The 25,122-nt window shown below is 41.2% G+C and carries 21 protein-coding genes; 10 read left to right on the top strand and 11 right to left on the bottom strand.

The window, feature by feature from the left end:
* The first annotated feature begins 40 nt into the window (after positions 1-40).
* Positions 41-1,630, top strand: a complete 1,590-nt coding sequence (locus tag FTT84_RS02460) for a PT dipeptide repeat lipoprotein (protein ID WP_180079798.1) — start codon at positions 41-43, stop codon at positions 1,628-1,630.
* 92 nt (positions 1,631-1,722) lie between these two features.
* Here FTT84_RS02460 and FTT84_RS02455 read toward each other — a convergent pair whose 3' ends face one another.
* The 9 genes from FTT84_RS02455 to rplU form a co-directional block, all read right to left on the bottom strand.
* Positions 1,723-2,223: a hypothetical protein gene (locus FTT84_RS02455; RefSeq protein ID WP_218949612.1), complete on the bottom strand. Its 501-nt coding sequence runs from the start codon at positions 2,221-2,223 to the stop codon at positions 1,723-1,725.
* A 168-nt stretch (positions 2,224-2,391) separates the two neighbouring features.
* Complete coding sequence (locus tag FTT84_RS02450; RefSeq protein ID WP_067764359.1) at positions 2,392-2,871, bottom strand: tRNA (cytidine(34)-2'-O)-methyltransferase; 480 nt, start codon at positions 2,869-2,871, stop codon at positions 2,392-2,394.
* A gap of 266 nt (positions 2,872-3,137) precedes the next feature.
* Positions 3,138-4,523 carry a siroheme synthase CysG gene (gene cysG / locus FTT84_RS02445; RefSeq protein WP_180079800.1) on the bottom strand — a complete coding sequence of 462 codons (1,386 nt, stop codon included), beginning with the start codon at positions 4,521-4,523 and terminating at the stop codon, positions 3,138-3,140.
* A gap of 73 nt (positions 4,524-4,596) precedes the next feature.
* On the bottom strand, positions 4,597-5,868 hold the full coding sequence (gene serS, locus FTT84_RS02440; protein ID WP_067764365.1) for a serine--tRNA ligase: 1,272 nt from the start codon (positions 5,866-5,868) through the stop codon (positions 4,597-4,599).
* Between the two features lie 117 nt (positions 5,869-5,985).
* Positions 5,986-6,777 carry an RsiV family protein gene (locus FTT84_RS02435; protein ID WP_180057844.1) on the bottom strand — a complete coding sequence of 264 codons (792 nt, stop codon included), beginning with the start codon at positions 6,775-6,777 and terminating at the stop codon, positions 5,986-5,988.
* 166 nt (positions 6,778-6,943) lie between these two features.
* Positions 6,944-7,639, bottom strand: coding sequence for an outer membrane lipoprotein chaperone LolA (gene lolA, locus FTT84_RS02430; RefSeq protein ID WP_067765007.1), 696 nt, complete (start codon positions 7,637-7,639; stop codon positions 6,944-6,946).
* 287 nt (positions 7,640-7,926) lie between these two features.
* The gene (locus tag FTT84_RS02425) at positions 7,927-8,223 is read right to left on the bottom strand and encodes a YadA-like family protein (protein ID WP_373684983.1); all 297 of its coding nucleotides are present in this window, start codon (positions 8,221-8,223) and stop codon (positions 7,927-7,929) included.
* A 478-nt stretch (positions 8,224-8,701) separates the two neighbouring features.
* Positions 8,702-8,956 carry a 50S ribosomal protein L27 gene (gene rpmA / locus FTT84_RS02420; RefSeq protein WP_067764378.1) on the bottom strand — a complete coding sequence of 85 codons (255 nt, stop codon included), beginning with the start codon at positions 8,954-8,956 and terminating at the stop codon, positions 8,702-8,704.
* 19 nt (positions 8,957-8,975) lie between these two features.
* Positions 8,976-9,287, bottom strand: coding sequence for a 50S ribosomal protein L21 (rplU, locus tag FTT84_RS02415; protein ID WP_035267860.1), 312 nt, complete (start codon positions 9,285-9,287; stop codon positions 8,976-8,978).
* 447 nt (positions 9,288-9,734) lie between these two features.
* On the opposite strand from rplU, the gene sdsA reads away from it, so the two are divergent.
* The 8 genes from sdsA (at position 9,735) to FTT84_RS02375 (ending at position 20,410) form a co-directional block, all read left to right on the top strand.
* Positions 9,735-10,712, top strand: a complete 978-nt coding sequence (gene sdsA, locus FTT84_RS02410; RefSeq protein WP_180079802.1) for an All-trans-nonaprenyl-diphosphate synthase — start codon at positions 9,735-9,737, stop codon at positions 10,710-10,712.
* 30 nt (positions 10,713-10,742) lie between these two features.
* Positions 10,743-12,794, top strand: coding sequence for a site-specific recombinase (locus FTT84_RS02405; protein WP_067764395.1), 2,052 nt, complete (start codon positions 10,743-10,745; stop codon positions 12,792-12,794).
* Between the two features lie 152 nt (positions 12,795-12,946).
* Positions 12,947-13,543, top strand: coding sequence for a phosphatase PAP2 family protein (locus tag FTT84_RS02400; RefSeq protein ID WP_180079804.1), 597 nt, complete (start codon positions 12,947-12,949; stop codon positions 13,541-13,543).
* A 42-nt stretch (positions 13,544-13,585) separates the two neighbouring features.
* Positions 13,586-14,848, top strand: a complete 1,263-nt coding sequence (locus FTT84_RS02395) for an efflux RND transporter periplasmic adaptor subunit (RefSeq protein ID WP_180079806.1) — start codon at positions 13,586-13,588, stop codon at positions 14,846-14,848.
* A 12-nt stretch (positions 14,849-14,860) separates the two neighbouring features.
* Entirely contained in the window at positions 14,861-18,040 is a 3,180-nt protein-coding gene (locus tag FTT84_RS02390) for an efflux RND transporter permease subunit (RefSeq protein WP_067764404.1), read from the top strand.
* The gene (gene adeK, locus FTT84_RS02385; RefSeq protein WP_180079833.1) at positions 18,040-19,494 is read left to right on the top strand and encodes a multidrug efflux RND transporter AdeIJK outer membrane channel subunit AdeK; all 1,455 of its coding nucleotides are present in this window, start codon (positions 18,040-18,042) and stop codon (positions 19,492-19,494) included. The genes FTT84_RS02390 and adeK overlap by 1 nt, the downstream gene beginning before the upstream one ends.
* Positions 19,495-19,615: 121 nt before the next feature.
* Positions 19,616-19,972, top strand: coding sequence for a YbjQ family protein (locus tag FTT84_RS02380; RefSeq protein ID WP_180079808.1), 357 nt, complete (start codon positions 19,616-19,618; stop codon positions 19,970-19,972).
* Positions 19,973-19,975: 3 nt separating this feature from the next.
* Positions 19,976-20,410, top strand: coding sequence for a YbjQ family protein (locus tag FTT84_RS02375; RefSeq protein ID WP_180057863.1), 435 nt, complete (start codon positions 19,976-19,978; stop codon positions 20,408-20,410).
* A 79-nt stretch (positions 20,411-20,489) separates the two neighbouring features.
* Here the strand turns inward: FTT84_RS02375 and FTT84_RS02370 are convergent, their stop codons facing one another.
* Together FTT84_RS02370 and FTT84_RS02365 are read right to left on the bottom strand one after the other, a co-directional pair.
* Positions 20,490-21,296: an SDR family oxidoreductase gene (locus FTT84_RS02370; protein ID WP_067764417.1), complete on the bottom strand. Its 807-nt coding sequence runs from the start codon at positions 21,294-21,296 to the stop codon at positions 20,490-20,492.
* Positions 21,297-21,328: 32 nt separating this feature from the next.
* Positions 21,329-21,994: a hypothetical protein gene (locus tag FTT84_RS02365; protein WP_180079810.1), complete on the bottom strand. Its 666-nt coding sequence runs from the start codon at positions 21,992-21,994 to the stop codon at positions 21,329-21,331.
* A 186-nt stretch (positions 21,995-22,180) separates the two neighbouring features.
* On the opposite strand from FTT84_RS02365, the gene FTT84_RS02360 reads away from it, so the two are divergent.
* The gene (locus FTT84_RS02360) at positions 22,181-25,075 is read left to right on the top strand and encodes a valine--tRNA ligase (RefSeq protein ID WP_180079812.1); all 2,895 of its coding nucleotides are present in this window, start codon (positions 22,181-22,183) and stop codon (positions 25,073-25,075) included.
* Positions 25,076-25,122 lie beyond the last annotated feature (47 nt).

The raw sequence follows: 25,122 nt of genomic DNA, 5'->3' as shown, positions 1-25,122 counted from the left end.
AATAGCTGTGCATAACAATTTCTTTTATCGAGCACTAGTCATGAATAACATCAATAAAATCAGCATTATTACTGCTGTATTTAGTACTTTGGTCGGCTGTGGCGGCTCCAATAATGATGGCCCATCACCAACGCCGACACCGACACCGACACCGACACCGACACCGACACCGACACCGACACCGACACCAACACCAACACCAACGCCAACGCCAACGCCAACGCCAACGCCAACAACTGTAGCGGATAAATTCACAGGAGAGTGGATTCAAGGAAACTCTGCTCTCGGTAATAGTAATTGTGATTTACCACAAATTTCCATTCATAAAACCAGTGAAAATTCAGTCAGTTCACTGAACGAAGAACTAAAATATGCTGAACACAATAGTTCAAGCAAAACCTGCAGCGGTGAATTTATTTCCAAACGTTATCAATTACTGCATGACATGGTAATCAGTGATATCCAACCTGCTGCAGCTCTAAATAACTTTGAATATCATGCCATTAAGTTTCAACCAGTCAGAGATGGAACAACCAGCAACCGTGTCCTGACTTTTTTAAATAGTAATTCTTTTTGTGTGATTAATGCGACGACTTCAAATCCAAGCTATATCATCATGGAGCGTGGTCTAATTAAAGATCCACTCAAGGACAGCCGCTGCTATACAAAAAATACCAATGAATTCTTCACCAATTTAAAACCGAAAGCCAAAATCACAACTGCAGACTTTAAGTCTGAGAGCTTTATTAATACGACTGACACTGTGAACTTCTTGGCTCAGCTCAATGCGATGGGACAAAATGGTTATAAATTAATTGGCTATGATACTAAGCCCCTGGACAATGGTAATGTTAATAGCTACATAAAACTTGCTAATGAAAACATACGTTTCAATCATATTGTGGCAGACCGTACAGCATCCTCTACCGCTGACATTTATTTTACATGGCGTAATCAGTTAAATGAAAAAGGTAAATCAGGTTATCAATACCTACATAGCGTCAGACCAACCAATGCCATGAATTTCAAAGATTATTTCATTAAAAAGGAAAACGATACCGCGACGTACACCTATGACAGCGGCTATGTTTCCCCACTCGTTGACCCAGTGCAACTGGAAACCATGCTCAATACATTAGGTTCCCAAGGCTGCCGTATTATTCAGTTCAAAAGCTATTTCACAGGTTTACGACCTGAAGTTCTGAACGGCAAACAAAATAGTCCTAAAGTTGCAACCTGTATCAATAGCAGTACACATCATGGCACTTACAGTTATCGCCATAAAACCTATCCAACCGGTAGCAATAGTCTAGAACGTACTCTGAAATTGCAGACAATGATTGATGAGCAAGCAAAAGAAGGGTATCGCTTAGTTAGTCGATCTTTAGATATGAGTTCAACCACCAAAAATGGCATGCTGTTTATGAAAGACAGTGAAAATACCAATGTCGGCGAATTTAAAGTCTTTAGTGAAACTGTCTTTGCAACATCGACGTTTAACGATGTCTTACTGAAACGTCTTCAGCAGCAAGGTCAATTGGGTTGGTTATACACCAGTGGTCAACTGCTATTTGCAAATAATCCAAAACATCTACAAACAGAACTGAGTGACTTTAATTTAATTGATTAATTCATGAGGTATCTCGAGCTTTTCCATGTCCTTTATTTTTTGCATCAAGGACATGGATCATTCACATAAATCAAAGCAGTGATAAAAACTACTTATTTTAAGCGGCAATTAAAACCCATCTTGGTATCAACGATATTATTTTCATAACCTAAGCTTTGAATAAATTGGTTGCGGTCTGATATTTGTTTTTGATCCGCTTGACTCAATCTTGCTTTATTTTTTTGTGCCAACCCATAGGTTTCATTCACTAAACCCTGATAGATCCCGCAAACTTCCTGACGCTTGGACTTTTTCAATTGACGACCACCATACCATGAACGTTCAAAATCTTCCGCTTTAAGTGTCTTACCCCAGTCTTCAATACGTTGATTTTGTCGCTGCTGCATTTCCAATAAGCCTTGTTGAATCTCAGCTTTAGTAAAAGGTTTATTTATTTCAACTTTTGGTAAAACAGGAACAACGTCTGGCACAGGTGCTGCAGTGGTAATCGCCTCCTCTGCAGTATTCGATACAACTGGATTTGCCAAACTCATTGATGAAATTAATCCGGTCACAATGACGACACCAAAAGCTTTTAAATTTATAGATTTCAAGTTTTAAGTACCCATTTTAATTTTTCACAGTGTCCTTATACACATTTTTATATTTTGGCAGAAGTTTTTAAAGTATTAATTTACAAAACTTCATTAGTGTAAATGATTAGGCTAATGCAGGCTCAATAAAAAACCGCTCCTAGAAGCGGTTTTTTAAATTATGATAACTTAAACCAATTCTTTAAAATCTTGTTGACGCCAAGCTTCATATAAAATTACTGCTGTCGCATTCGACAAATTCAAACTACGTGAATTTGCAGCCATTGGTAGACGAATCCAATGTTCTTTCGGGAACATCATACGTACATCTTCAGGTAAACCACGTGTTTCTGGACCCATCAAAAGTGCGACCGGTCGATTTAGATTAGACGTATGCGGTGTTTCAAAACCCTTGGTCGTTAATGGATAAATCGCATTTTGATCGATCCCTACACTCGCTAAATGCTCTAAACACGCAGCAAAATTTTCCCACACTTTCATGTGCGCCCATTCATGATAATCCAATCCAGCACGACGTAATTTTTTATCATCTAGTTCAAAACCCAAAGGCTTGACTAAATGTAACTGCGCTCCAGTATTGGCACATAAACGAATGATATTCCCTGTATTTGCAGGAATTTCTGGCTCGTATAAAACAACATGGATCACAGGATTTACTCTACTCTTTGGTTAAAAATGGATGAGGTAAGATATTCACTTAGCGATGATATGCCATAGCTAGCAAATAAAAATTCATTCGACTGAGTATTCGCACTTTAGCATAACGAACACCGAATAATGAGGGTAGCAACTATAGCTATGTCCACTTTACTCAGACATAGCCTTCGCCTTGTGCTCGGGCAGCGTTATCCCTGCTTTATCCTCTTTACTCAGGCACAGCCTTCGTCTTGCGCTCGGGCAGCGTTATCGCTGCTTTATCCTCGCTCATGCCATTGAAGTTGATCACGTAAGCTAACCACATCACCAATAATGGTCAATGTCGGCGCCTGTATTTGGTACTCGGATACTTTAGAAGCAATATCTGCCAAAGTCCCGACCACCACTTTTTGCTCTGGAGTTGTGCCTTTCGATACCAATGCAACTGGCATATCCGGACGTTGCCCATGTGCAATTAATTTTTCACAAATTTTTTCAAGACCCACCAAGCCCATATACAGCACAAGCGTTTGGTTTTGGTAAACCAGTTCATTCCACGGTAATTCAGGTGAGCCTTCTTTCAAATGCCCAGTTAAAAAACGCACACTTTGAGCATAATCACGATGGGTTAAAGGAATACCCGCATAGGCTGAACAGCCCGAAGCCGCAGTGATACCAGGCACAACTTGAAAGGCTACACCAGCAGCAAAGAGTTCTTGAATTTCTTCACCCCCGCGCCCAAAGATAAATGGATCACCACCTTTCAGACGACAAACTCGCTTACCTTCACTAGCGTATTTAACCAATAATGCATTAATGCCTTCTTGTGGCACTGCGTGATTCGATCGAGCTTTACCTACATAGATTTTTTCAGCGTCACGGCGGCATAGGTCCATAATCGGCTGTGAAACCAAACGATCGTAAATCACCACATCTGCTTGCTGCATTAAGCGTAAAGCTTTCAGAGTCAATAGCTCTGGATCACCAGGCCCAGCACCGACCAAATACACTTCGCCTTTTGGACGTGTCCATTCAATAAGAGCCTGCTGAATTAAGCGATTCGCTTCAGCTACATTGTCGTTAAACACCTGTTCTTTCAGTGGACTTGCATATAAGTCTTCCCAAAAGATACGGCGTTCGTCTGGATTGGCTATTTTTGCTTTAACTTCAGCACGCCACTTACCAGAAAACTCAGCAAGCTTGCCCATACCATGTGGAATAGCTGCTTCTAGTTGAGTTCGAATTTGGCGAGATAAAACGGGCGATGTTCCATTAGATGCAACTGAAACAATCAATGGTGAACGATCAATAATTGCAGGTACCATAAATCGGCAATGCGGCGGATCATCAACACTATTGACCAAAACATTTTCAGCTTCACAAGCCTCAAACACGGCTTGATTAATCGTTTTATCATTGGTTGCGGCTATAACCAAACGGTATACACTCAAATTAACTTGAGTATCTTGATAGCGTGAATTGAGATATTGCCCTTGGCTATGTGTCACCAATTGCATTAAATCATCTTCTATTTCGGGTGAAAGCACCGTAAGGCAAGCACCTGCTTTTGCAAGCAGCACTGCCTTACGATATGCAATTCGACCACCACCAACAATCAGACAAGGTTGCTGTTGCAACTTCAACGAGATTGGAAAAATATCCACACACTACCTCAGTATTTTAAATCTGATTGTCTTAAGCAAATTTTGTGCACAAAACTGTGCACTTTATCGTTCATTAGTCGATAAATTCTGCACCGCCCATATATGGACGAAGTACAGCAGGAATTTCAATTGAACCATCAGCGCGTTGGTAGTTTTCCATCACCGCAAGTAAAGTACGACCAACAGCCAAACCTGAACCATTCAATGTATGTACGAATTCAGTTTTCTTTTGGTCTGCACGGTAACGTGCTTTCATACGACGTGCTTGGAAATCGCCCATGCATGAGCAAGAAGAAATTTCACGATAGGTATTTTGACTTGGCACCCAAACTTCAAGGTCATAGGTCTTGATTGCACCAAAGCCCATATCACCGCCACACAGAACGACTTTACGGTATGGCAAGCCTAATGCTTGAAGGATACCTTCGGCATGACCCGTTAATTCTTCCAAAGCATCCATCGAAGTTTCAGGTTTTACAATCTGAACCATTTCTACTTTGTCAAATTGGTGTTGACGGATCAAACCACGTGTATCACGGCCATACGAACCCGCTTCGCTACGGAAACATGGTGTATGTGCTGCATATTTTAATGGCAAACGTTCTGGATCAATGATTTCGTCACGCACGAAGTTGGTTACTGGAACTTCAGCTGTTGGAATCAGGTAATATTCTTTTTCGCCTTGAAGTTTGAATAAATCTTCTTCAAATTTAGGCAATTGACCTGTACCACGTAAAGAGTCAGCATTTACTAAATAAGGTACATATGCTTCGGTATAACCATTTTCTAATGTATGCGTGTTCAACATGAACTGAGTCAATGCTCGTTGTAAACGCGCTAAAGGCCCTTTTAATACACTGAAACGTGTACCAGTTAATTTGGTCGCAGTTTCGAACTCTAAACCACCCATCATTTCGCCAAGATCGGTATGGTCTTTGATTTCGAAATCAAATTCGCGAGGTGTGCCCCACTTTAAAACTTCCACGTTATCATTTTCGTCTTTACCCTCAGGCACAGACTCGTGTGGTAAGTTTGGAATTGAAAGAGATTTAGCTTCTAACTCAGCTTGAAGTTCTGAAAGTGCAACTTCTGCTGCTTTAATTTCATCACCAATGGCAGACATGCGCGCCATGATTTCTGAAGCATCACCGCCTGCTTTTTTAATCTGACCGACTTGTTTTGCGCCAGCATTACGTTCAGCCTGCAAAGACTCAGTTTTTGACTGAATTTCTTTACGGCGAGCTTCTAGGTCTGCCCACTCTGCTACGTTGAGTTGAACACCACGTTTTGCTAAGGCTAAATTTACAGCCTCAATATTATTTCTGAGTAATTTCGGGTCGATCATAGCCAATCTGAAGTAAAGAAAAAAACTGGCTATAGTGTAAGCTCTTAACGCTTAAAAATACAGTGATCGAGCTTACACCTGAGCTTTATTGAATCAATATTATTGACTCAATGAACTTCATTTCGTTTCATAATTTGGCAAATTCGGTAAATACTCAGGTTTGAATAAACCTTTTACAGAATAATACGGTAGTTTTAATTCAGGCATACCTTCTGCATAACTTGCTAATTCATACAATGGATAAACAAACACAATACCGTTACCCCCATAGTAGAAATTATCACTCAGTTGTAATTTACCGCGTTCAATATCATGGTTATCTAACCAAATTGAATTGGAATCAAACAAAGCACTTATAACTTTGGCATCGGCACCTTTCACCAATACATCTTGTAGTGCTAAACGTTTTTTTGCATTCAGATCAAAATTGACATATTCCACATGAGACATACCGTGCGCAGCATGTGCGGCATAGGTATAACTTTCTATCGCAAAAGTCGCAATATGGCCCCATTGGCTAATATATCGCACCGAAGTTGTGCTTTGACCCATGCCAGCTTCTGGATTTTGTGCTAAATCCACTTTTTCATTAGGTTCAGGCGAAAATGCAATTGGATCCGCTTTCTTAATACGCTCAAGGAAGTATTGATTGATCCAATCAACATTGGTTTCTACAGTTTGAATGGAATATTGTGTACACCCTTCAGCTTCGCATGCTTGCGGTTTCGGCAAATTAACCACAACAGATTTAGATTCAATCAGGGGAACCGATTGCGTCGTCTTTTGTTTACTTTGTGTCGTGCTTGCATCTTCGACAGGTTCATTTCGTGGATGACAAGCTGTCAATGCTCCAACCATCAAAATTGTTGTGATAGCCGTAGCCAAAACATTGATACGTGTTTTTTTCATCCTAAAATCCCTATACCTCAAATCAGATATGCTGCAAAGTTGACGCTCAGCTTTGCAAAATAAGCATACTACTAAATGCATAGCTGCATACGCTTAGTTGATTTACATTTATCCATAAAAAAAGAGCAGATATTTATCTGCTCTTTTGCATATCTAAAGATCAAATTTATTGATCAATAATATCTGTACCTTTTGGAGGTACAAAATTAAAGGTCGATGCTGGAATTGATGCATTCACTTTAACGTTGTTAAAACGCACATTTGTGGTTTGACCCAATGAATCCTGAAGAATCATCAATGTAGGCGCATTTTTCGCACCAAAACTAATGGTTAAGCTTTGGAATACACCATCATCGCTTTTTGGATATAGAGTGTAATAAGTTTTGCTCTTATTCGGCTGCGTAATACGGTAAGACTTCATAATTTGAGCCGTATTACCCGACAATAACAAGGCTGGTGTATTTGCTACTTGCTCATCTAGGCTTTGACGTACAGCTTGTTGTAAGTCTGGATCATAAATCCATACCGTTTTACCTGTAGTTGCAATGGTTTGTTTCGATGGACTTGTGGTTTCCCAATAGAACTTACCTGGACGCTGAACTTTCATCACACCTTTAAAAGTCTGATTCATGTGCTGCGCGCTTAAGCCTTTTTTCTGAGTGGCCTTCGGATTGGTTACTTTGGTGGTTTGCTCAAAGTTTGCAGTAAAGCTTTTAATCCCAGACAGCTGTTTTACAAGATTCGCAGTTGCCTGTTGCTCCGACGCTGCTACTGGCGCAGCGAATACTGTAGTACTCATTACAGGTGCCAGAGTCGCTGCACCTAATGCCATAGCACAGATGGTTTTACGAAGCATTTTCATAGATTCACCTTTTATATTTGCATCAATGCAATTTGTTAGATAAGCCATCTTAAACCAATTTCAGCTGCTAAATTTAGAGAAAATAAGAAGTTTTGTATGGTTATTAATTCAATTTGATCATTTTTATTCATCATGATGGAGAAATTTGCAGATCTTTTACTTTATTTTGAGTGTTATTTCTATCAATCATTTTGGCTTTGCAAAGTTTTTGGTAAAGCATAAAAAAGCTCCGTCATTATGCGGAGCTTTTAAAGTAGACAACAATTTGACATGTTTTATTTCCATTACTAGCCAATGGAAGCATCTGCACCAAAATCACCTTCAGAATTTGATGTTGCTGCGACTTTATATACATATTTATTACTTTCAGCTACTCCGCTAAATCCAAGTGCATAAATTTGTTTACTCTCCCAAGTCCCCATACCTACGCTGAACTTATTGTATCCAGCATCAGTTGGTTGTGGTAAAGAAGCTATGGCAATACTAGAAGCCACGGCTGCATATACTTCATCTCTAAAGCTATCAAATCGGCTATTGAGCTCATTCACACGATGATGGGTATAGGCTTTGGACTCCTTCAGCACATCTTCCGTGTCAAGACCACCTTGTCCATTTGCACCTTTTAGACTTAATAATCATTGAGACTCTATTCCATTAAAACCTTGATTGAGTGCGACTTCATAAGTCGCTTAGACCTTGCGAACCTGTTGCACCAAGAGAGTAGAATACTCACAGCAAGTAATTTTGGTACAGCTTTAATAGCGATTGAAGTTGTTTCAGCAAGTCCTAATAGCTTTTCAAGTGCAATTTCTTGGTTTTTATCAGAACAATTCCTTTTCTGAAAGTCAGTATGCGCCAGCACTGTTTTTAAAATTTTATTAATGTCTTTATCCTTTTTTGTATTTTTATTCTTTTATGACCCACCCTTATTTATGTGAATTTAATCACTTATAATTTTGATTAATTGATAAAAAAATAATTTTTAACAATCTTGAAACTTTGATCCTATTTTTATAGACAAAAAAAAGCCCACATAATGTGGGCCTTTTTTTCTATTAAAACTTACGCTTCAACAGATACGTAGCGACGACCGAATTGGCCTTTCACTTCGAATTTTACAACGCCGTCAGCAGTTGCAAATAAAGTATGGTCACGGCCCATACCTACGTTTACACCAGCGTGGAATTCAGTACCACGTTGACGAACGATGATGTTACCAGCAGTCACAGATTGACCGCCATAGATTTTAACACCCAACATTTTTGGGTTCGAGTCACGACCGTTTTTAGTCGAACCACCGGCTTTTTTAGTTGCCATGTCTACTTACTCCTCGTAATTAGCCTGAAATAGCTGTAATTTTCAACTCAGTGAACCATTGACGGTGACCTTGTTGTTTACGATAGTGTTTACGACGACGCATTTTGATGATGCGGATTTTGTCGTGACGACCATGGCTAACTACTTCAGCAGTTACTTTAGCGCCAGCAACTACTGGTGCACCAATTTGAATGCTGTCACCGTTTACAAGCATCAACACGTCATCAAAAGTGATTGTTGAGCCAGTTTCAGCTTTCAATAATTCTACTTTAAGGGTTTCACCCTCAACTACACGGTGTTGTTTACCACCGCTTTGGATTACTGCGTACATAAATGTACTCCAAACATGCCCGTGTTGTCGTGCCGGTAAAGGGATATACCGATCTTAAAACGATCGTCACTGGGGTTTCACAAAGGCAGAGATTTTAAGGGATAACCAGCAAAACAACAAGCTATTTAGGCAAAATATTAGTTTAGCATGCGTGTATTTATTAAACAGCGGCGTTTAACTCAATAAAGTTCAGACATTTGATCGTGTTATTTTAAATTGAAATGGATTTTTAATACGCGTTCGCTAATATAGGCTTCAATTTTCAGTATTAGCGCTTTAAAACTTGGAAAAACACACTTAGGAATATTAAAAAAATCGACAGGAACATACCCTAGGATAAAAAAATCACTTAAGATTAAGCCAATTGAGTACGTTTCTGTCTGTAATTCATAAATCAAATTGCTACACTACGGCTGTAATTTAAAAATAACTGAGGTTTCTCTTCATATGACCATCGACTTTAAGCAAGATATTCTCGCGCCTGTTGCATCTGACTTTGCTGCGATGGACACATTCATTAATGAAGGGATTACGTCTAAAGTTGCCTTAGTGATGGCGGTCAGTAAACATGTGGTAGAAGCTGGTGGTAAACGCATGCGCCCGATTATGTGTCTACTGGCGGCAAAAGCATGTGGTGCAGAAGACCTTGAAAAGCATCGTAAGCTCGCTGCTATTATTGAAATGCTGCATACAGCAACTTTAGTACATGACGATGTGGTTGATGAATCCGGTTTACGTCGTGGTCGCCCAACGGCCAACGCAACTTGGAATAATCAAACTGCCGTGTTGGTAGGTGATTTCCTAATTTCACGCGCATTCGATTTGTTGGTCGATTTAGACAACAATGTCTTGCTGAAAGATTTTTCGACCGGGACGTGTGAAATTGCAGAAGGTGAAGTTCTACAACTGCAATCGCAGCACCAACCTGATACGACTGAACAAACTTATTTAGACATCATTCATGGTAAAACTTCGCGTCTCTTTGAATTAGCGACCGAAGGTGCTGCTATTTTAACGGGAACGCCAGAATTCCGTGAGCCACTGCGTAAATTTGCAGGTCATTTTGGTAACGCATTCCAAATCATTGACGATATTTTAGATTACACCTCTGATGCTGAAACATTAGGTAAAAATATTGGTGATGATTTGATGGAAGGAAAACCAACTTTGCCTTTAATCTCTGCGTTAAAGAATACAACAGGTGAAGAACATGAGATTATTCGCCGTAGTATTGCAACAGGTGGTACAGCAGATTTAGATCGTGTGATCCAAATTGTGCAAACATCTGGTGCTTTAGATTATTGTAGCCAGCGTGCCACAGAGGAAACCAATGCAGCACTTAGCGCATTGGATGCTTTGCCAGAAACAGAATATCGTCAAGCCTTAATTAATTTAGCAAACTTGGCATTACATCGAATTCAATAATTCACTATATTCATCGTAATACCCTTGCCTATGCATATAAAATTAAATGATTTATTTTTAAACATGCAGCAACAGCTCGACACGCCTCGAGCTGTGCTGGATGAAAATTTACTGATTGAACTGATTAATCGTATTCGTCCTGAAGACACAAAAAATACCGACGAAATTAAAAAGCGCTTTCAAGCTTTTATTCAAGCCCTATTGATTACCCCTGATGCAGCCTCAACACTGCAAAGTTTTGTCTTAAAGCTGATCAGTAAATATAAGCAAACCAGTCTTTATGCTGATACTGGGATTTTGTCTTTGGATGGTTTCTGGGGACAATTATTTCAACGTCTGGGTGCACACTTTCTCCCTTTAATTAATGATGAAACGCAGTTACAAGATCTTGTTCGTCGTGTTTTCCATCGACATAGTGACAAATATTGGCTCGATAGCATCCCAGATCAACAATGGATTCAATTGTTCCGATTATTTAATCAGGGGCATAGCAACCAAGATGAAAAAAGACAAATTCGCCGCGAGCTGATCAAAGCAATTACCGTCTTGTCTTATCGTGTCAGTGGTATTGGTCTTTACCCAGAATTCATTAATGCACAACCTGAATTAACTGAATATGAATCGCCTTTTTTGGTACAAAACCGTGAAATAAACGATTTTATTCAGCAATATAAAAAGCTCCATCAAAGCGCAGAACAGATGACTGCGGTACTTCCTCCGGATGCATCTCAAGCTTTAGTGATGTTAGAGCAGTGCCGCGATGTTGTCCTAAAAATCCGCCGTGCAACCAAACGTATTGGTGTGAGTGTCAGCCTGACATATTTACTGTCTCTACTTGAGCAATGTTTAGATCGTTTAGAAATTTTGCTTAACCTAATTGTTGAAGAAGATGACGTCCGCTACATCTCGATGGGTAGCCTACTGAGCGATGTCACTTCAGCCATATATAGTGAACGTAGTGTGCGTGATTTGCTCGCTACTAATAGTGAATTAATGGCTCTACAAGTTACTGAAAATGCCAGTAAAACTGGTGAACATTATGTAAGTACGGACAAACAAGGCTTTATGAGCATGTACCGCTCTGCTGCGGGTGCAGGTGTCATTATTGCCTGTATGGCCACATTAAAAGTACTAATGACACGTTTGACAATGGCGCCTTTAATGCAAGCCATTTCATACAGCCTAAATTACTCTCTCGGCTTTATGCTAATACATGTCTTGCATTTTACAGTTGCGACCAAACAGCCAGCTATGACAGCTGCTGCACTTGCTGCTACGGTCCAACACCGTAAAGGCTCTAAAATGGCGCAGATTGCAGAATTGGCTGCACTGATTATTAACATCATTCGAACCCAGTTTATTGCAATCTTAGGCAACATCAGTATTGCAATTCCTGTTGCCGCCCTGATTGCGCTGAGTTGGGATATGGCCTTACATGAACCTTTGATGAATCATGCAAAAGCCGCAAAAACCTTACATGACCTCAATCCATTTACCTCACTAGCTGTACCTCATGCTGCAATTGCAGGGGTCTGTTTATTTTTATCTGGCTTAATTGCAGGTTATTTTGACAACATGGCTGTGTACCGAAAAGTCGGCCCACGTATACAAGCACACCAGAAGCTCAAACGCTGGTTAGGTCAAGAGCGTCTTAATAAATTTGCTGCTTATATTGAACGTAATCTTGGTGCATTAGCGGGTAATTTCTTATTCGGCATTATGCTCGGTAGCATGGGTACCATTGGTTACATTTTAGGTCTTCCCTTAGATATTCGTCATATTGCATTTGCTTCAGCCAATTTTATTCAAGGTTTAATTAATATTAATGGCTCACCAGATATCGGCTTAATTATTGTGTCATTTTTAGGGGTTATCCTGATTGGTCTGACTAACTTATTCGTCAGTTTCACGTTAACCATTATTGTGGCATTACGTGCACGTCGCGTAAGATTTGAGCAATGGAAACCCTTGGCTAAATTGGTGATGACTCATTTTCTAACTCGACCAAGTGACTTTTTCTGGCCACCAAAAACCCCACTTGAAGTTGAAGATGGCACACAAGCCAGTAAGAACAATCATTAGCAGATTTGTGTTTTATTTTAGTAAGATGTTAATGAACACAAAAAATAAAATCAGCATAATTTACACAGACTTGAAATAAAGTGTACTGATGAGTACACTTTAGTCCATTAATTAACCGAGCTCAAACCGGTTAAAATGACAAGGAATTAAGCATGCCACGATTGCTGCTGATTGTCGGTTGTTTTGCATTAATTATCAGTGTGTTGTCACTCTATTCACCTCTGCTTAATCTTTTTGATTTAGCTTCAGTTGAATGGATGAGTCAGCACCGTATTGCTGTTTTTAATCAAATTACCACCGCTTTTTCAGCACTGGGCGGCATGCCTTTTGTATTATTTTTCACCACTCTATGGTGTTTACACTTGGCGTGGTATAAAAAATACTCAGAAATTGTTTTTATCAGTATAGGGATCTTCGGAAGTATAAGTATCGTATGGCTACTTAAATTCACTTTCACCAGACCTCGACCTCCGGAAATGTATCATCTTGTAGCATCTTACGGGAGTTCATTTCCAAGCGCGCATAGTTGTTATGCGGCAGCTTTGGCCTGTTTGATGATTTTGGTTTATCGGCAACATACACATCATAAACTGATCGCTCTCTTTGCATTCATTTGGATGCTCTGTATGGGGATTTCAAGAGTTTATGTAGGCGTTCACTTCCCGACAGATGTCCTATCCGGTTGGAGCATTAGTTTGATTTGGATCGCGCTACTTTATTTGATCACCATCAAATTCAGTAAAGCGTAAACAAATGAATAATTTAGATAAAAATCTAATTGAGGTGGAACAATGATGTCTGCAAAGCTTTGGGCACCTGCCCTGACTGCTTGCGCATTGGCAACAAGTATTGCACTTGTTGGTTGTAGCAAAGATCCTAAAGATGCACAGCAAGCTGCTGCTGCACAGCAAATGCCACCAACTGAAGTCGGTGTAATTGTTGCTCAACCACAAAGCGTTGAACAGTCTGTTGAACTTTCGGGCCGTACATCTGCCTACGAAATTTCTGAAGTGCGCCCACAAACCAGTGGTGTCGTACTTAAACGTCTTTTTGCAGAAGGCAGCTATGTTCGTGAAGGACAAGCCTTGTACGAGATCGACTCACGTACAAACCGTGCTTCAGCTGACAGTGCTCGTGCTGCTTTAACACGCCAACAAGCGAACTTAGGTGTGTTACGTGTTAAAGAAGGTCGTTACCGTCAACTTGTAGGATCGAATGCGATTTCTAAACAAGAATATGATGACATTGTTGCGCAAGTTAAACTGGCTGAAGCTGATGTTGCTGCCTCTCAGGCAGAACTTAAAAATGCAGAAATTAACTTAGGTTACTCAACTGTACGTGCGCCAATTTCAGGTCAAACAAACCGTTCAACTGTGACTGCTGGTGCTTTAGTTACAGCATCTCAGGCTGATCCATTGGTGACAATTCAACGTCTTGACCCAATGTATGTTGATATCAACCAATCGAGTGCTGAGCTACTTCGCTTACGTCAACAATTAAGCAAAGGCAACTTGGACAGCAGCAACAATACAAAAGTTAAATTACGTCTTGAAGATGGCAGTGAATATCCAATCGAAGGGCGTTTAGCTTTCTCTGATGCCAGTGTGAATCCGGATACAGGTACAGTCACTTTACGTGCTGTGTTCTCTAACCCGAACCACTTATTGCTACCAGGTATGTTTGCCAATGCACGTATTGTGCAAGGTGTGATTCCGAATGCCTACCTTGTTCCACAAGCTGCAATTACACGTACTCCAACAGGTCAAGCGATTGCAATGATTGTTAATGCTAAAGGTGCTGTAGAGTCTCGTCCTGTAACAACAGTGGGCACTCAAGGCGCTAACTGGATTGTGACTCAAGGTCTGAATACTGGCGACAAAGTAATTGTTGATGGTATTGCCAAAGTTAAGCCAGAACAACAAGTTGTAGCAAAACCGTATCAACCACAGGCTGCTGCCGCACAAGGTGCGCAACAACCTGCTGCAAAAGAAAAAGGTAAAGCTACTGAACAAGCAGCTCCAAAAAATGAACAAAAAGCTACTTCAAACGCATAAGGAGTAGACTGAATGGCTCAATTCTTTATTCATCGCCCCATTTTTGCATGGGTGATTGCATTGGTGATTATGTTGGCGGGTGTACTCACGCTAACAAAAATGCCAATTGCGCAGTACCCGACCGTCGCTCCGCCGACTGTGTCGATCTCTGCAACTTATCCTGGTGCATCTGCAGAAACCGTTGAAAATACAGTGACTCAGATCATCGAACAACAAATGAATGGTTTGGATGGCTTACGTTATATTTCGTCAAATAGTGCGGGTAACGGTCAAGCATCAATCCAATTAAACTTCGAACAAGGGATTGATCCAGATATCGCCCAAGTTCAAGTTCAGAACAAATTGCAGTCTGCGACAGCACTTTTGCCTGAAGACGTTCAACGTCAAGGTGTAAAAGTAACAAAGTCTGGCGCGAGCTTCTTGCAAGTTGTGGCATTCCACTCACCGTCAGGTAAGTTGACTGCCGACGACATTAAGGACTATGTAAACTCGAATATTTCTGAACCTCTTAGCCGTGTAGCGGGTGTAGGTGAAGTCCAAGTATTCGGTGGCTCATATGCAATGCGTGTATGGTTAGACCCTGCCAAAATGGCAAACCTAAAAGTAACACCGAGTGATGTTGCTGCTGCAATCCGCACACAAAACGCGCAGGTTGCTGTTGGTCAATTGGGTGGTGCACCATCAACACAAGGTCAAGTTTTAAACGCAACAGTTACTGCTCAAAGTTTGCTACAAACACCTGAACAATTCTCAAACATCTTCCTACGTAACAGCTCGGATGGTGCTCAAGTACGTTTAGGTGATGTAGCACGTGTTGAATTAGGCGCGGATAACTATCAGTTCGACTCTAAATTTAACAACAACCCTGCCGGCGGTGTTGCAATCAAACTAGCAACTGGTGCAAACGCATTAGATACAGCAGAAGCAGTTGAAGCACGTCTAAAAGAATTACGTCCAAACTACCCTGATGGTTTAGAAGATACTCTTGCCTTTGATACAACGCCATTCATTAAGTTATCTATTGAAAGTGTTGTACATACCCTTGTAGAAGCCGTGATTCTCGTATTCTTTGTGATGTTCTTGTTCTTACAGAACTGGCGCGCAACGATTATTCCAACATTGGCTGTACCAGTGGTTGTATTGGGTACATTTGCTGTCATTAACATGTTTGGGTTCTCGATCAATACACTCACCATGTTCGCGATGGTACTGGCGATTGGTCTCCTCGTGGATGATGCGATTGTTGTGGTAGAGAACGTTGAACGTGTCATGGTCGAAGATCATCTTGACCCAGTGACTGCAACTGAAATCTCAATGAAACAGATCTCGGGCGCCCTAATCGGTATTACCTCTGTTTTAACCGCTGTATTCGTTCCGATGGCATTCTTCGGTGGTACGACAGGTGTAATTTATCGTCAGTTCTCAATCACGCTGGTAACAGCAATGGTTCTGTCATTGATTGTGGCTTTGACCTTTACCCCTGCCCTCTGTGCAACCATGTTGAAACAACATGAAAAAGATAAACCTCAAAGCAACAGCATTTTTGCGCGTTTCTTTCGAGGCTTTAACAACGGTTTCGATAAACTTGCAGATAAATACCAAGGTGGCGTGAACTTCATGACACACCATAAGATTTTCTCTGGTGTGATCTATGCAGTTGTGATTGGTTTATTGGTGCTATTGTTCCAAAAACTTCCATCTTCGTTCTTACCTGAAGAAGACCAAGGTGTCGTGATGACACTGGTACAGTTACCACCGAATGCCTCATTAGAGCGTACGGACAAAACTGTTACCGCAATGACCAACTATTTCCTTAAAAATGAAGAAAAATACGTCGACTCTGTATTCAGCGTTTCCGGTTTCTCATTTACAGGTGTCGGTCAAAACGCGGGTCTTGCTTTCATTAAATTAAAAGATTGGGAAGACCGTACTAGCCCTGAATCTCAGGTTGGCGCGATTATTCAACGTGGTATGGCATTGAACATGATTGTGAAGGATGCTTCATACATCATGCCAATTCAATTACCAGCAATGCCTGAATTAGGGGTGAGTGCTGGCTTCAACCTTCAGTTGAAAGCATCAGCAGGTCAAACACATCAACAATTAATCGACGCACGTAATATGGTGCTCGGTATGGCTGCTCAAGATAAACGCCTCATAGGTGTTCGTCCAAACGGTCAAGAAGATACACCACAGTACAAAATCACGATTGACCAAGCTCAAGCTGGTGCTATGGGTGTCAGCATTGCTGAAATCAATACCACCATGGGTATGGCATGGGGTGGTTCATACATCAACGACTTCGTTGACCGTGGTCGTGTGAAGAAAGTTTATGTACAGGGTGAAGCTGCGGCACGTATGATGCCTGAAGACTTAAGCCAATGGTATGTACGTAATAACCAAGGTACGATGGTTCCGTTCTCAACATTCGCTACAGGTGAATGGACTTATGGTTCACCACGTCTTGAGCGTTATAACGGTATCTCATCTGTGAACATTCAAGGTTCACCAGGTATTGGGGTAAGTTCGGGTGACTCAATGAAAGCGATGGAAGAAATTATCCAAAAACTTCCATCTATGGGTGCACCTGGCTTTGACTATGAATGGACAGGTTTATCACTAGAAGAACGTGAGTCTGGCGCACAAGCACCATTCCTATACGCACTTTCATTGTTAATCGTATTCCTATGTCTTGCTGCCTTGTATGAAAGCTGGTCAATTCCGTTCTCAGTATTATTGGTTGTACCACTGGGTGTCTTGGGTGCGCTACTACTGACTTTCCTTGGAATGGTGTTCTTCAAAAATCCAAACTTGGCGAATAACATTTACTTCCAGGTGGCAATTATTGCCGTCATTGGTTTGTCCGCGAAGAATGCGATCTTGATCGTAGAATTTGCCAAAGAACTTCAAGAAAAAGGTGAAGATCTGTTTGACGCAACATTGCATGCCGCTAAAATGCGTCTACGTCCAATTATCATGACAACATTAGCCTTTGGTTTTGGTGTACTTCCGCTTGCCCTTTCTTCGGGTGCAGGTGCAGGTAGCCAACACTCTGTAGGTTATGGTGTATTGGGTGGCGTAATCAGTTCGACCCTACTCGGTATCTTCTTTATTCCTGTGTTCTACGTATGGATTCGAAGTATCTTTAAGTACAAACCAAAACAACAAAATAATCAGGAGCATTTATCGTGATGCAAAATGTATGGTCTATTGCAGGTCGTAGCATTGCGGTTTCTTCACTTGCGCTTGCTTTGGCTGCCTGCCAAAGCATGCGTGGTCCAGAACCGGTTGTTCAGACCAATATCCCAGAAAGCTATACAGCAAGTGCAGCTGGCACTTCAGTGGCTGAACAGGGTTATAAAGATTTCTTTGCTGACCAACGTCTGGTACAAGTTCTTGACTTAGCTTTAGCCAATAACCGTGACTTACGTACTGCGGCATTAAATATAGACCGCGCGCAGCAACAGTATCAAATCACTGCCAATGGTCAATTACCGACGATCGGTGCGAGTGGTGGCGTACTACGTCAAGACACTTTAAATATAACCAAGCCTATCACCTCTTATAATGTAGGTTTGGGTGTAACTGCCTATGAGCTAGATTTTTGGGGCCGTGTACGCAGCCTGAAAGACAACGCTTTAGATAGCTACCTAGCAACTGCAAGTGCACGTGATGCAACACAAATTGCATTGATCGGCCAAGTGGCTCAAGCTTGGTTAAACTATGCTTATGCCAATGCTAATTTAAAGCTTGCAGATCAAACGTTGAAGGCTCAGCTTGAATCTTACAATCTGAACAAAAAGCGTTTTGATGTAGGTATCGACAGTGAAGTTCCTGTACGTCAAGCACAAATTTCTGTAGAAACTGCACGTAATGATGTTGCCAACTACAAGACACAAATTGCCCAAGCGCAAAACTTGTTGAATTTACTTGTAGGACAACAAGTTCCGGCAAACCTACTTCCTGCCCAGCGTGTTAATCGTATCACTGCAACCAACACCATTGGCTCAGGTATTCCAAGTGACTTGTTAAACAACCGTCCTGATGTACGTGCAGCAGAATATAAACTGTCTGCAGCGGGTGCTAACATTGGCGCAGCAAAAGCACGTTTATTCCCAACCATCAGCTTAACGGGTTCAGCAGGTTATGCTTCGACTGACCTAGGTGATTTGTTCAAATCAGGCAACTTTGTATGGTCTGCAGGCCCAAGCTTAGATATTCCTATCTTCGACTGGGGTACACGTCAAGCCAACATTAAAGTCTCTGAAACTGACCAGAAAATTGCATTGTCTGATTATGAAAAATCAGTGCAATCAGCTTTCCGTGAAGTGAATGATGCTTTAGCTGTTCGTCAAAACATTGGTGACCGTATTGCAGCACAACGTCGTTTAGTTGATGCAACCAATACAACTTATAAACTATCAAATGCCCGCTTCCGTGCAGGTATTGATAGCTACTTAACTGTCCTTGATGCACAGCGCGCATCTTATGCAGCTGAGCAAGGTTTATTGTTGCTCGAACAAGCCAATTTGAATAACCAAGTTGAGCTTTATAAAACCTTGGGTGGTGGTATTAAAGCCAACTCATCTGATGCTGTTCAATACCAACCTTCAACTGCTGAACGTAAAGCGGCAGCGACAAAATAATCATTCGTTTTTAGCTTAGCTAAAGTACGAAATAAAAGCTCACTTCGGTGGGCTTTTTTTATTGCTTTTTCAATGAGACTTTTCTATCTTCAATTCATCTCTTTACTTTTTGATATTAAAAATGCTTTTAAGTAATCTCGAATCTGTTCCAGGCCACACCATTACCCAACAATTAGACGTGGTTTATGGCAGTACAGTACGCAGTAAACATGTTGGCCGTGACTTTATGGCTGGCTTAAAAAATATTGTCGGTGGTGAACTTAAAGGCTATACCGAATTATTAGAAGAATCTCGTCAAGAAGCCATGAGCCGTATGATTGATAAAGCCCGTGCGATGGGTGCAAATGCAGTCGTGGGTATCCGCTTCTCAACATCAAATATCGCCCAAGGCGCATCGGAGTTATTTGTCTACGGCACGGCTGTTCGTGTTGAACCACTACAACATAAAATTCCAGATCCATTTCCAACACAGGACTAAGTCATGGATGCTTTTATTTTAAAAGTCCTGATTTTTGTGGTGCTGTTTTGCATCGGCTGGGGATTTGGTCGTCATGCCGAACAAAAACATCTGAGAGAATTGGAAGAACAAGAACGAAGGTTGGCACATATTCGTGTAGACAATAATCGTTTTAAAACCAGTACACAGACAGGCCAAATGATTTCGAGTAATGTTGTCATTTCACATGATTACTTTAAGTATGTGATTGCCAACATTCAAAACTTTTTTGGGGGTCGTTTGACCAGCTATGAAAGTGTGGTCGAACGTGCGCGCCGTGAAGCGTTAGTTCGCTTAAAACAAGAAGCGGAAAATATGGGTGCAACTCATATTATGGGCTTACGTTTAAGTACCACCGAGCTGGGCATGCAAGGCGGTATGGTTGAAGTCTTTGCTTATGGCACGGCAATTCAGGGTTAAAAAATAAAAAGCCTCCTATATCTTTATTGCTAGTCATGGAGGCTTTTTAAATTCATAAACTTTTGAAAATGGATCTGTATTACTTCACTTTCATTTTACGAATCATCTTATATAAGGTCTTCGGCGATAGTCGTGATACCACAACGCCGAGTTTTTCCTTGCGACCACCTACTACAATATATTCTTGCCCTTGCTGTAAAGCTTTAATGGTTATTTTAGCAAAATCATCAGCTTCTAAACCATTGGCAGTGGCTTCATTGTCATAGCCTTGTGCTTTACCTTCACCATTCAGTGCATTTATCGAAACATTGGTTTTAACAAAACCAGGGAAGATTACCGAAACTTCAATGCCATCTTGAGCAACTTCAGCCCGTAAGCTATTTGCCCACATGTGAATGGCTGCTTTGGCCGCCGAGTAAGACGCTCGATATTGCGTACCTAGCAAGCCTGCCACACTCGAGACAAAAGCAATACGCCCAGATTTTTGAGCTAGAAAGGTCGGTAATACCGTTTTGGTTAAGAATACTTGCGAGAAGTAATCTACTTCCATAATAGCGCGTTCAGTTTGCATGGACGTTTCACTAATCAAGGCACGTTGGCTAAGCCCGGCATTATTAATTAGCCAATCGATACGACCTTTACGCTGTAAAACTTGCTCATAGGCATGTCGCACTTGATTTTCATTGGTTAAGTCTGCTGCAACGACTATATGATGCTCAGGGTTTGTAAGGCTTAAACGTACACTTTCCAATTCATCTACACGACGCGCCGTAAGAATAAGCTGCGCCCCTTGTGCTGCACATTCTGCTGCCATGGTTTTACCAATACCGGATGATGCACCGGTAATCCACACCACTTTGCCATCTAAATTTTCAAACTTTGCCATGCGCGTGCCTATGCCCTTCACTTTGTTTTTAATTAACTTTTTACCGACTTATCATTAAAAAATGCCATAAAATGGTCAAAATATTGACTCATGTCTTGTGCATTATAAGTTTTACCTAATTTATCAAAACGTTTATAACCCAATTGCGTGGTCAAATTAATGACACCATTTAAGGTTTTATCCACCACCATATTAAACTTCAGCATTTTTTTTGGTTCACGCACTAAGTGTGTTACGCCCTCATCCACCACTTTGGTAAAGGCTTTTAAAGCAGGCGATACATATTGATTATTGCCTTCCTTCATTTGATTCACACAACCCAACAATTCATTGGCAAGTGCGGCATCTACTGGGTAATTCATAAAATGCTGACCATTTTCTTGATAAAAACGACCATGTAAATAATTCACCATGGGTTTTAAACGGTCATTGCCAAAGAAAGACACCGACCATGGCATATACTTTCGGGTCGTTTCACGAATTTGCTGAATAATTTTTTCAGACTCGTTATCTCCCGATTTATTCATACGCGCCATTTGACCAAACACTTGATCTAAGATTTCGCAGGTAATATCTGCGAGATTGTCACCCAAAACTTTAGACTGGCTTTCAGACTCACCTGCATTTAATTTTTGATAAATCGAATCAAAACGTTGATAAGTTTCTGGCTGAATTTTAAGAAAAATTGAATAACTCATATGATATTGCTCCTATTTTTATCTTAGTTTTGGGATCAATCTGTGTTTCTTGTACTTGCCCTATCATACGGACTCTTTTTTATACTGCCAATTGGCTAAAGTTTACATTCGCCCAACATCCCTAAATCGTCATTTTTTTTGCTACAATAGATCCAATTTTTTATCCACTTTTGATCTGTTTAGACTATGACTGATTCAGCGCAAAATATCGCGACAACCTACGATCCGACTGAGATCGAAAAAAAATGGTACCAAACTTGGGAAGAGCGTGGCTATTTCAAGCCCTCTCAAAAAGGTGAATCTTTTTGTATCATGATTCCACCACCAAACGTCACTGGTAACTTGCACATGGGTCATGGTTTCAACAATGCCATCATGGACGCATTAACACGTCATAAGCGTATGTCAGGTTTTAACACCCTTTGGCAACCGGGTACTGACCACGCTGGTATTGCAACACAAATGGTTGTAGAGCGTCAGTTGGGTGCACAAGGTGTAAGCCGTCATGACCTTGGCCGTGAAAAGTTCATTGAAAAAGTATGGGAATGGAAAGAACAATCTGGCGGTAACATTACTCGTCAAATTCGTCGTTTAGGCTCATCTGTAGACTGGTCACGTGAACGCTTCACCATGGATGATGGTTTATCAAATGCTGTAAAAGAAGTGTTTGTAAAACTACACGAAGATGGTTTGATCTACCGTGGTAAACGTCTGGTTAACTGGGATCCTAAATTACAAACTGCCCTTTCTGACTTAGAAGTTGAGTCTGATAAAGAAGAAGCAGGTTCACTTTGGCACTTCAAATATTTCTTTGAAGACAAATCAATTCGTACCCACGATGGTAAAGATCACATCGTTGTTGCGACCACTCGTCCTGAAACACTACTTGGTGATACTGCCGTTGCGGTTGCGCTTGATGATGAACGCTATGCAGCGCTTGTTGGCAAAAACATTATCTTGCCAATTACAGGTCGTGCAGTTCCAATCGTTAAAGACGAATATGTAGACAAAGAATTTGGTACAGGCTGTGTAAAAATCACCCCTGCACACGACTTCAATGACTATGAAGTAGGTAAACGCTGCGAATTGCCAATCATCAACATCTTCAACAAAAATGCTGAAGTGTTGGCTGAGTTTGAATACATCGCTAAAGCGGGCGAACAAATTTCTAAAACTATTCCTGCACCTGCAGAATATATTGGTTTAGAGCGTTTTGAAGCACGTAAAAAGTTAGTTGAACAAGCTGAATCTGAAGGCTGGTTAGACCAAATTCAACCATACACGCTTAAGCCACCTCGTGGTGACCGTTCAGGCGTAATTGTTGAACCATTACTGACTGACCAATGGTACGTAAAAATTGCACCGCTTGCTGAGCCTGCAATTAAAGCGGTTAAAGATGGCGACATCAAATTTGTACCTGAGCAATACAGCAACATGTACATGGCTTGGATGAACAACATTCAAGACTGGTGTATTTCACGTCAATTGTGGTGGGGTCACCGTATTCCAGCTTGGTACGACAAAGACGGTAATGTTTACGTTGGTCGCAACGAAGCTGAAGTGCGTGAGAAAAACGGCATCGCTGCTGATATTCAATTGGATCAAGACGAAGACGTACTGGATACTTGGTTCTCATCTGGTCTTTGGACATTCTCAACTTTAGGTTGGACTGGCGACGCGGCGAAAGATAAAGAAAACTATTTCTTAAATACTTTCCACCCGACTGATGTACTGGTCACTGGTTTCGACATTATCTTCTTCTGGGTTGCCCGCATGATCATGATGACCATGCACTTCATGAAAAATGAAGATGGCACACCACAAGTACCGTTCAAAACTGTGTATGTACACGGTTTGGTACGTGATGGCGAAGGTCAGAAAATGTCTAAATCTAAGGGTAACGTACTTGACCCATTAGACTTGATTGACGGTGTTGACCTTGAAACTTTAGTACAAAAACGTACGACTGGTTTGATGAACCCGAAACAAGCATCGAAGATTGAGAAATCAACCCGTAAAGAATTCCCAGAAGGTATTCAATCTTACGGTACAGATGCAGTTCGTTTCACCTTCTGTGCGCTTGCCAACACGGGTCGTGACATTAAGTTCGACATGAAACGTGTTGAAGGCTACCGTAACTTTGCCAACAAAATCTGGAACGCAACCCGTTTCGTGATGATGAACTGCGAAGAGCAAGTGATTGGTCAAGAAGTTCGCCAAGACCTTTGGGAATTGCCTGAACAGTGGATTGTCAGCCGTCTACAAAAAGCGGAACAAGCAGTGCAAACCGCATTTGCAACGTATCGTTTAGACTTGGCTGCTCAAGCAATTTACGAGTTCATTTGGAATGAATACTGTGACTGGTATGTTGAGCTGACTAAGCCTGTTCTAAATGATGAAAACGTATCGACTGAACGTAAAGCTGAAGTACGTCGTGTTCTTCTTTCTGTGATGGAAGCGTCTTTACGTTTGGCTCACCCATTGATGCCTTACCTAACAGAAGAAATCTGGCAAACACTTGCACCAAAACTCAACATTTCTGGCGAAACCATTATGTTGGCGCAGTATCCTGTTGCTGAGCAAGCACTCATTAATGACCAAGCTGAAGCTGATATGCAATGGCTGCAAGGTTTGATTGGTGCGGTACGTAACATCCGTGGTGAGATGGGTCTAGGTAATGCTCGCTTATTGCCTGTACTACTTCAAAACACCACTGATGCAGAAAAAGCGCAAATCGCACGTATTGAACCGTTGTTTAAAGCATTGGCAAAAGTTGAAAGCATTACGTTCCTTGCAGATGCTGAACAACCGCCATTGTCTTCTTCATCTGTAGTCGGTCATGTGTCTGTATTCGTTCCAATGAAGGGCCTAATTGACCCGAAAGCGGAATTGGGTCGTCTACAAAAAGACTTAGACAAAGTTCAAAAGCAGCATGACCAAATTGCCACTAAACTTAGCAATGAAGGTTTTGTGGCGAAAGCACCTGCTGCTGTGGTTGAAGGCGAGAAAGTGAAACTTGCTGAGTTTGCGGATCAGTTAGCGAAGATTAAAGCGAATATGGAGCAAATTGCAGCGCTTTAATTTAATTGCTAAATACTTAAAAAATAAGATAAAATCCCCTCATTATT

Source organism: Acinetobacter sp. YH01019 (assembly GCF_013420285.1).
GTDB lineage: Bacteria > Pseudomonadota > Gammaproteobacteria > Pseudomonadales > Moraxellaceae > Acinetobacter > Acinetobacter gandensis.
The sequence above is the reverse complement of the archived record's forward strand: the minus strand, read 5'-3'. Positions and strand labels throughout refer to the sequence as shown.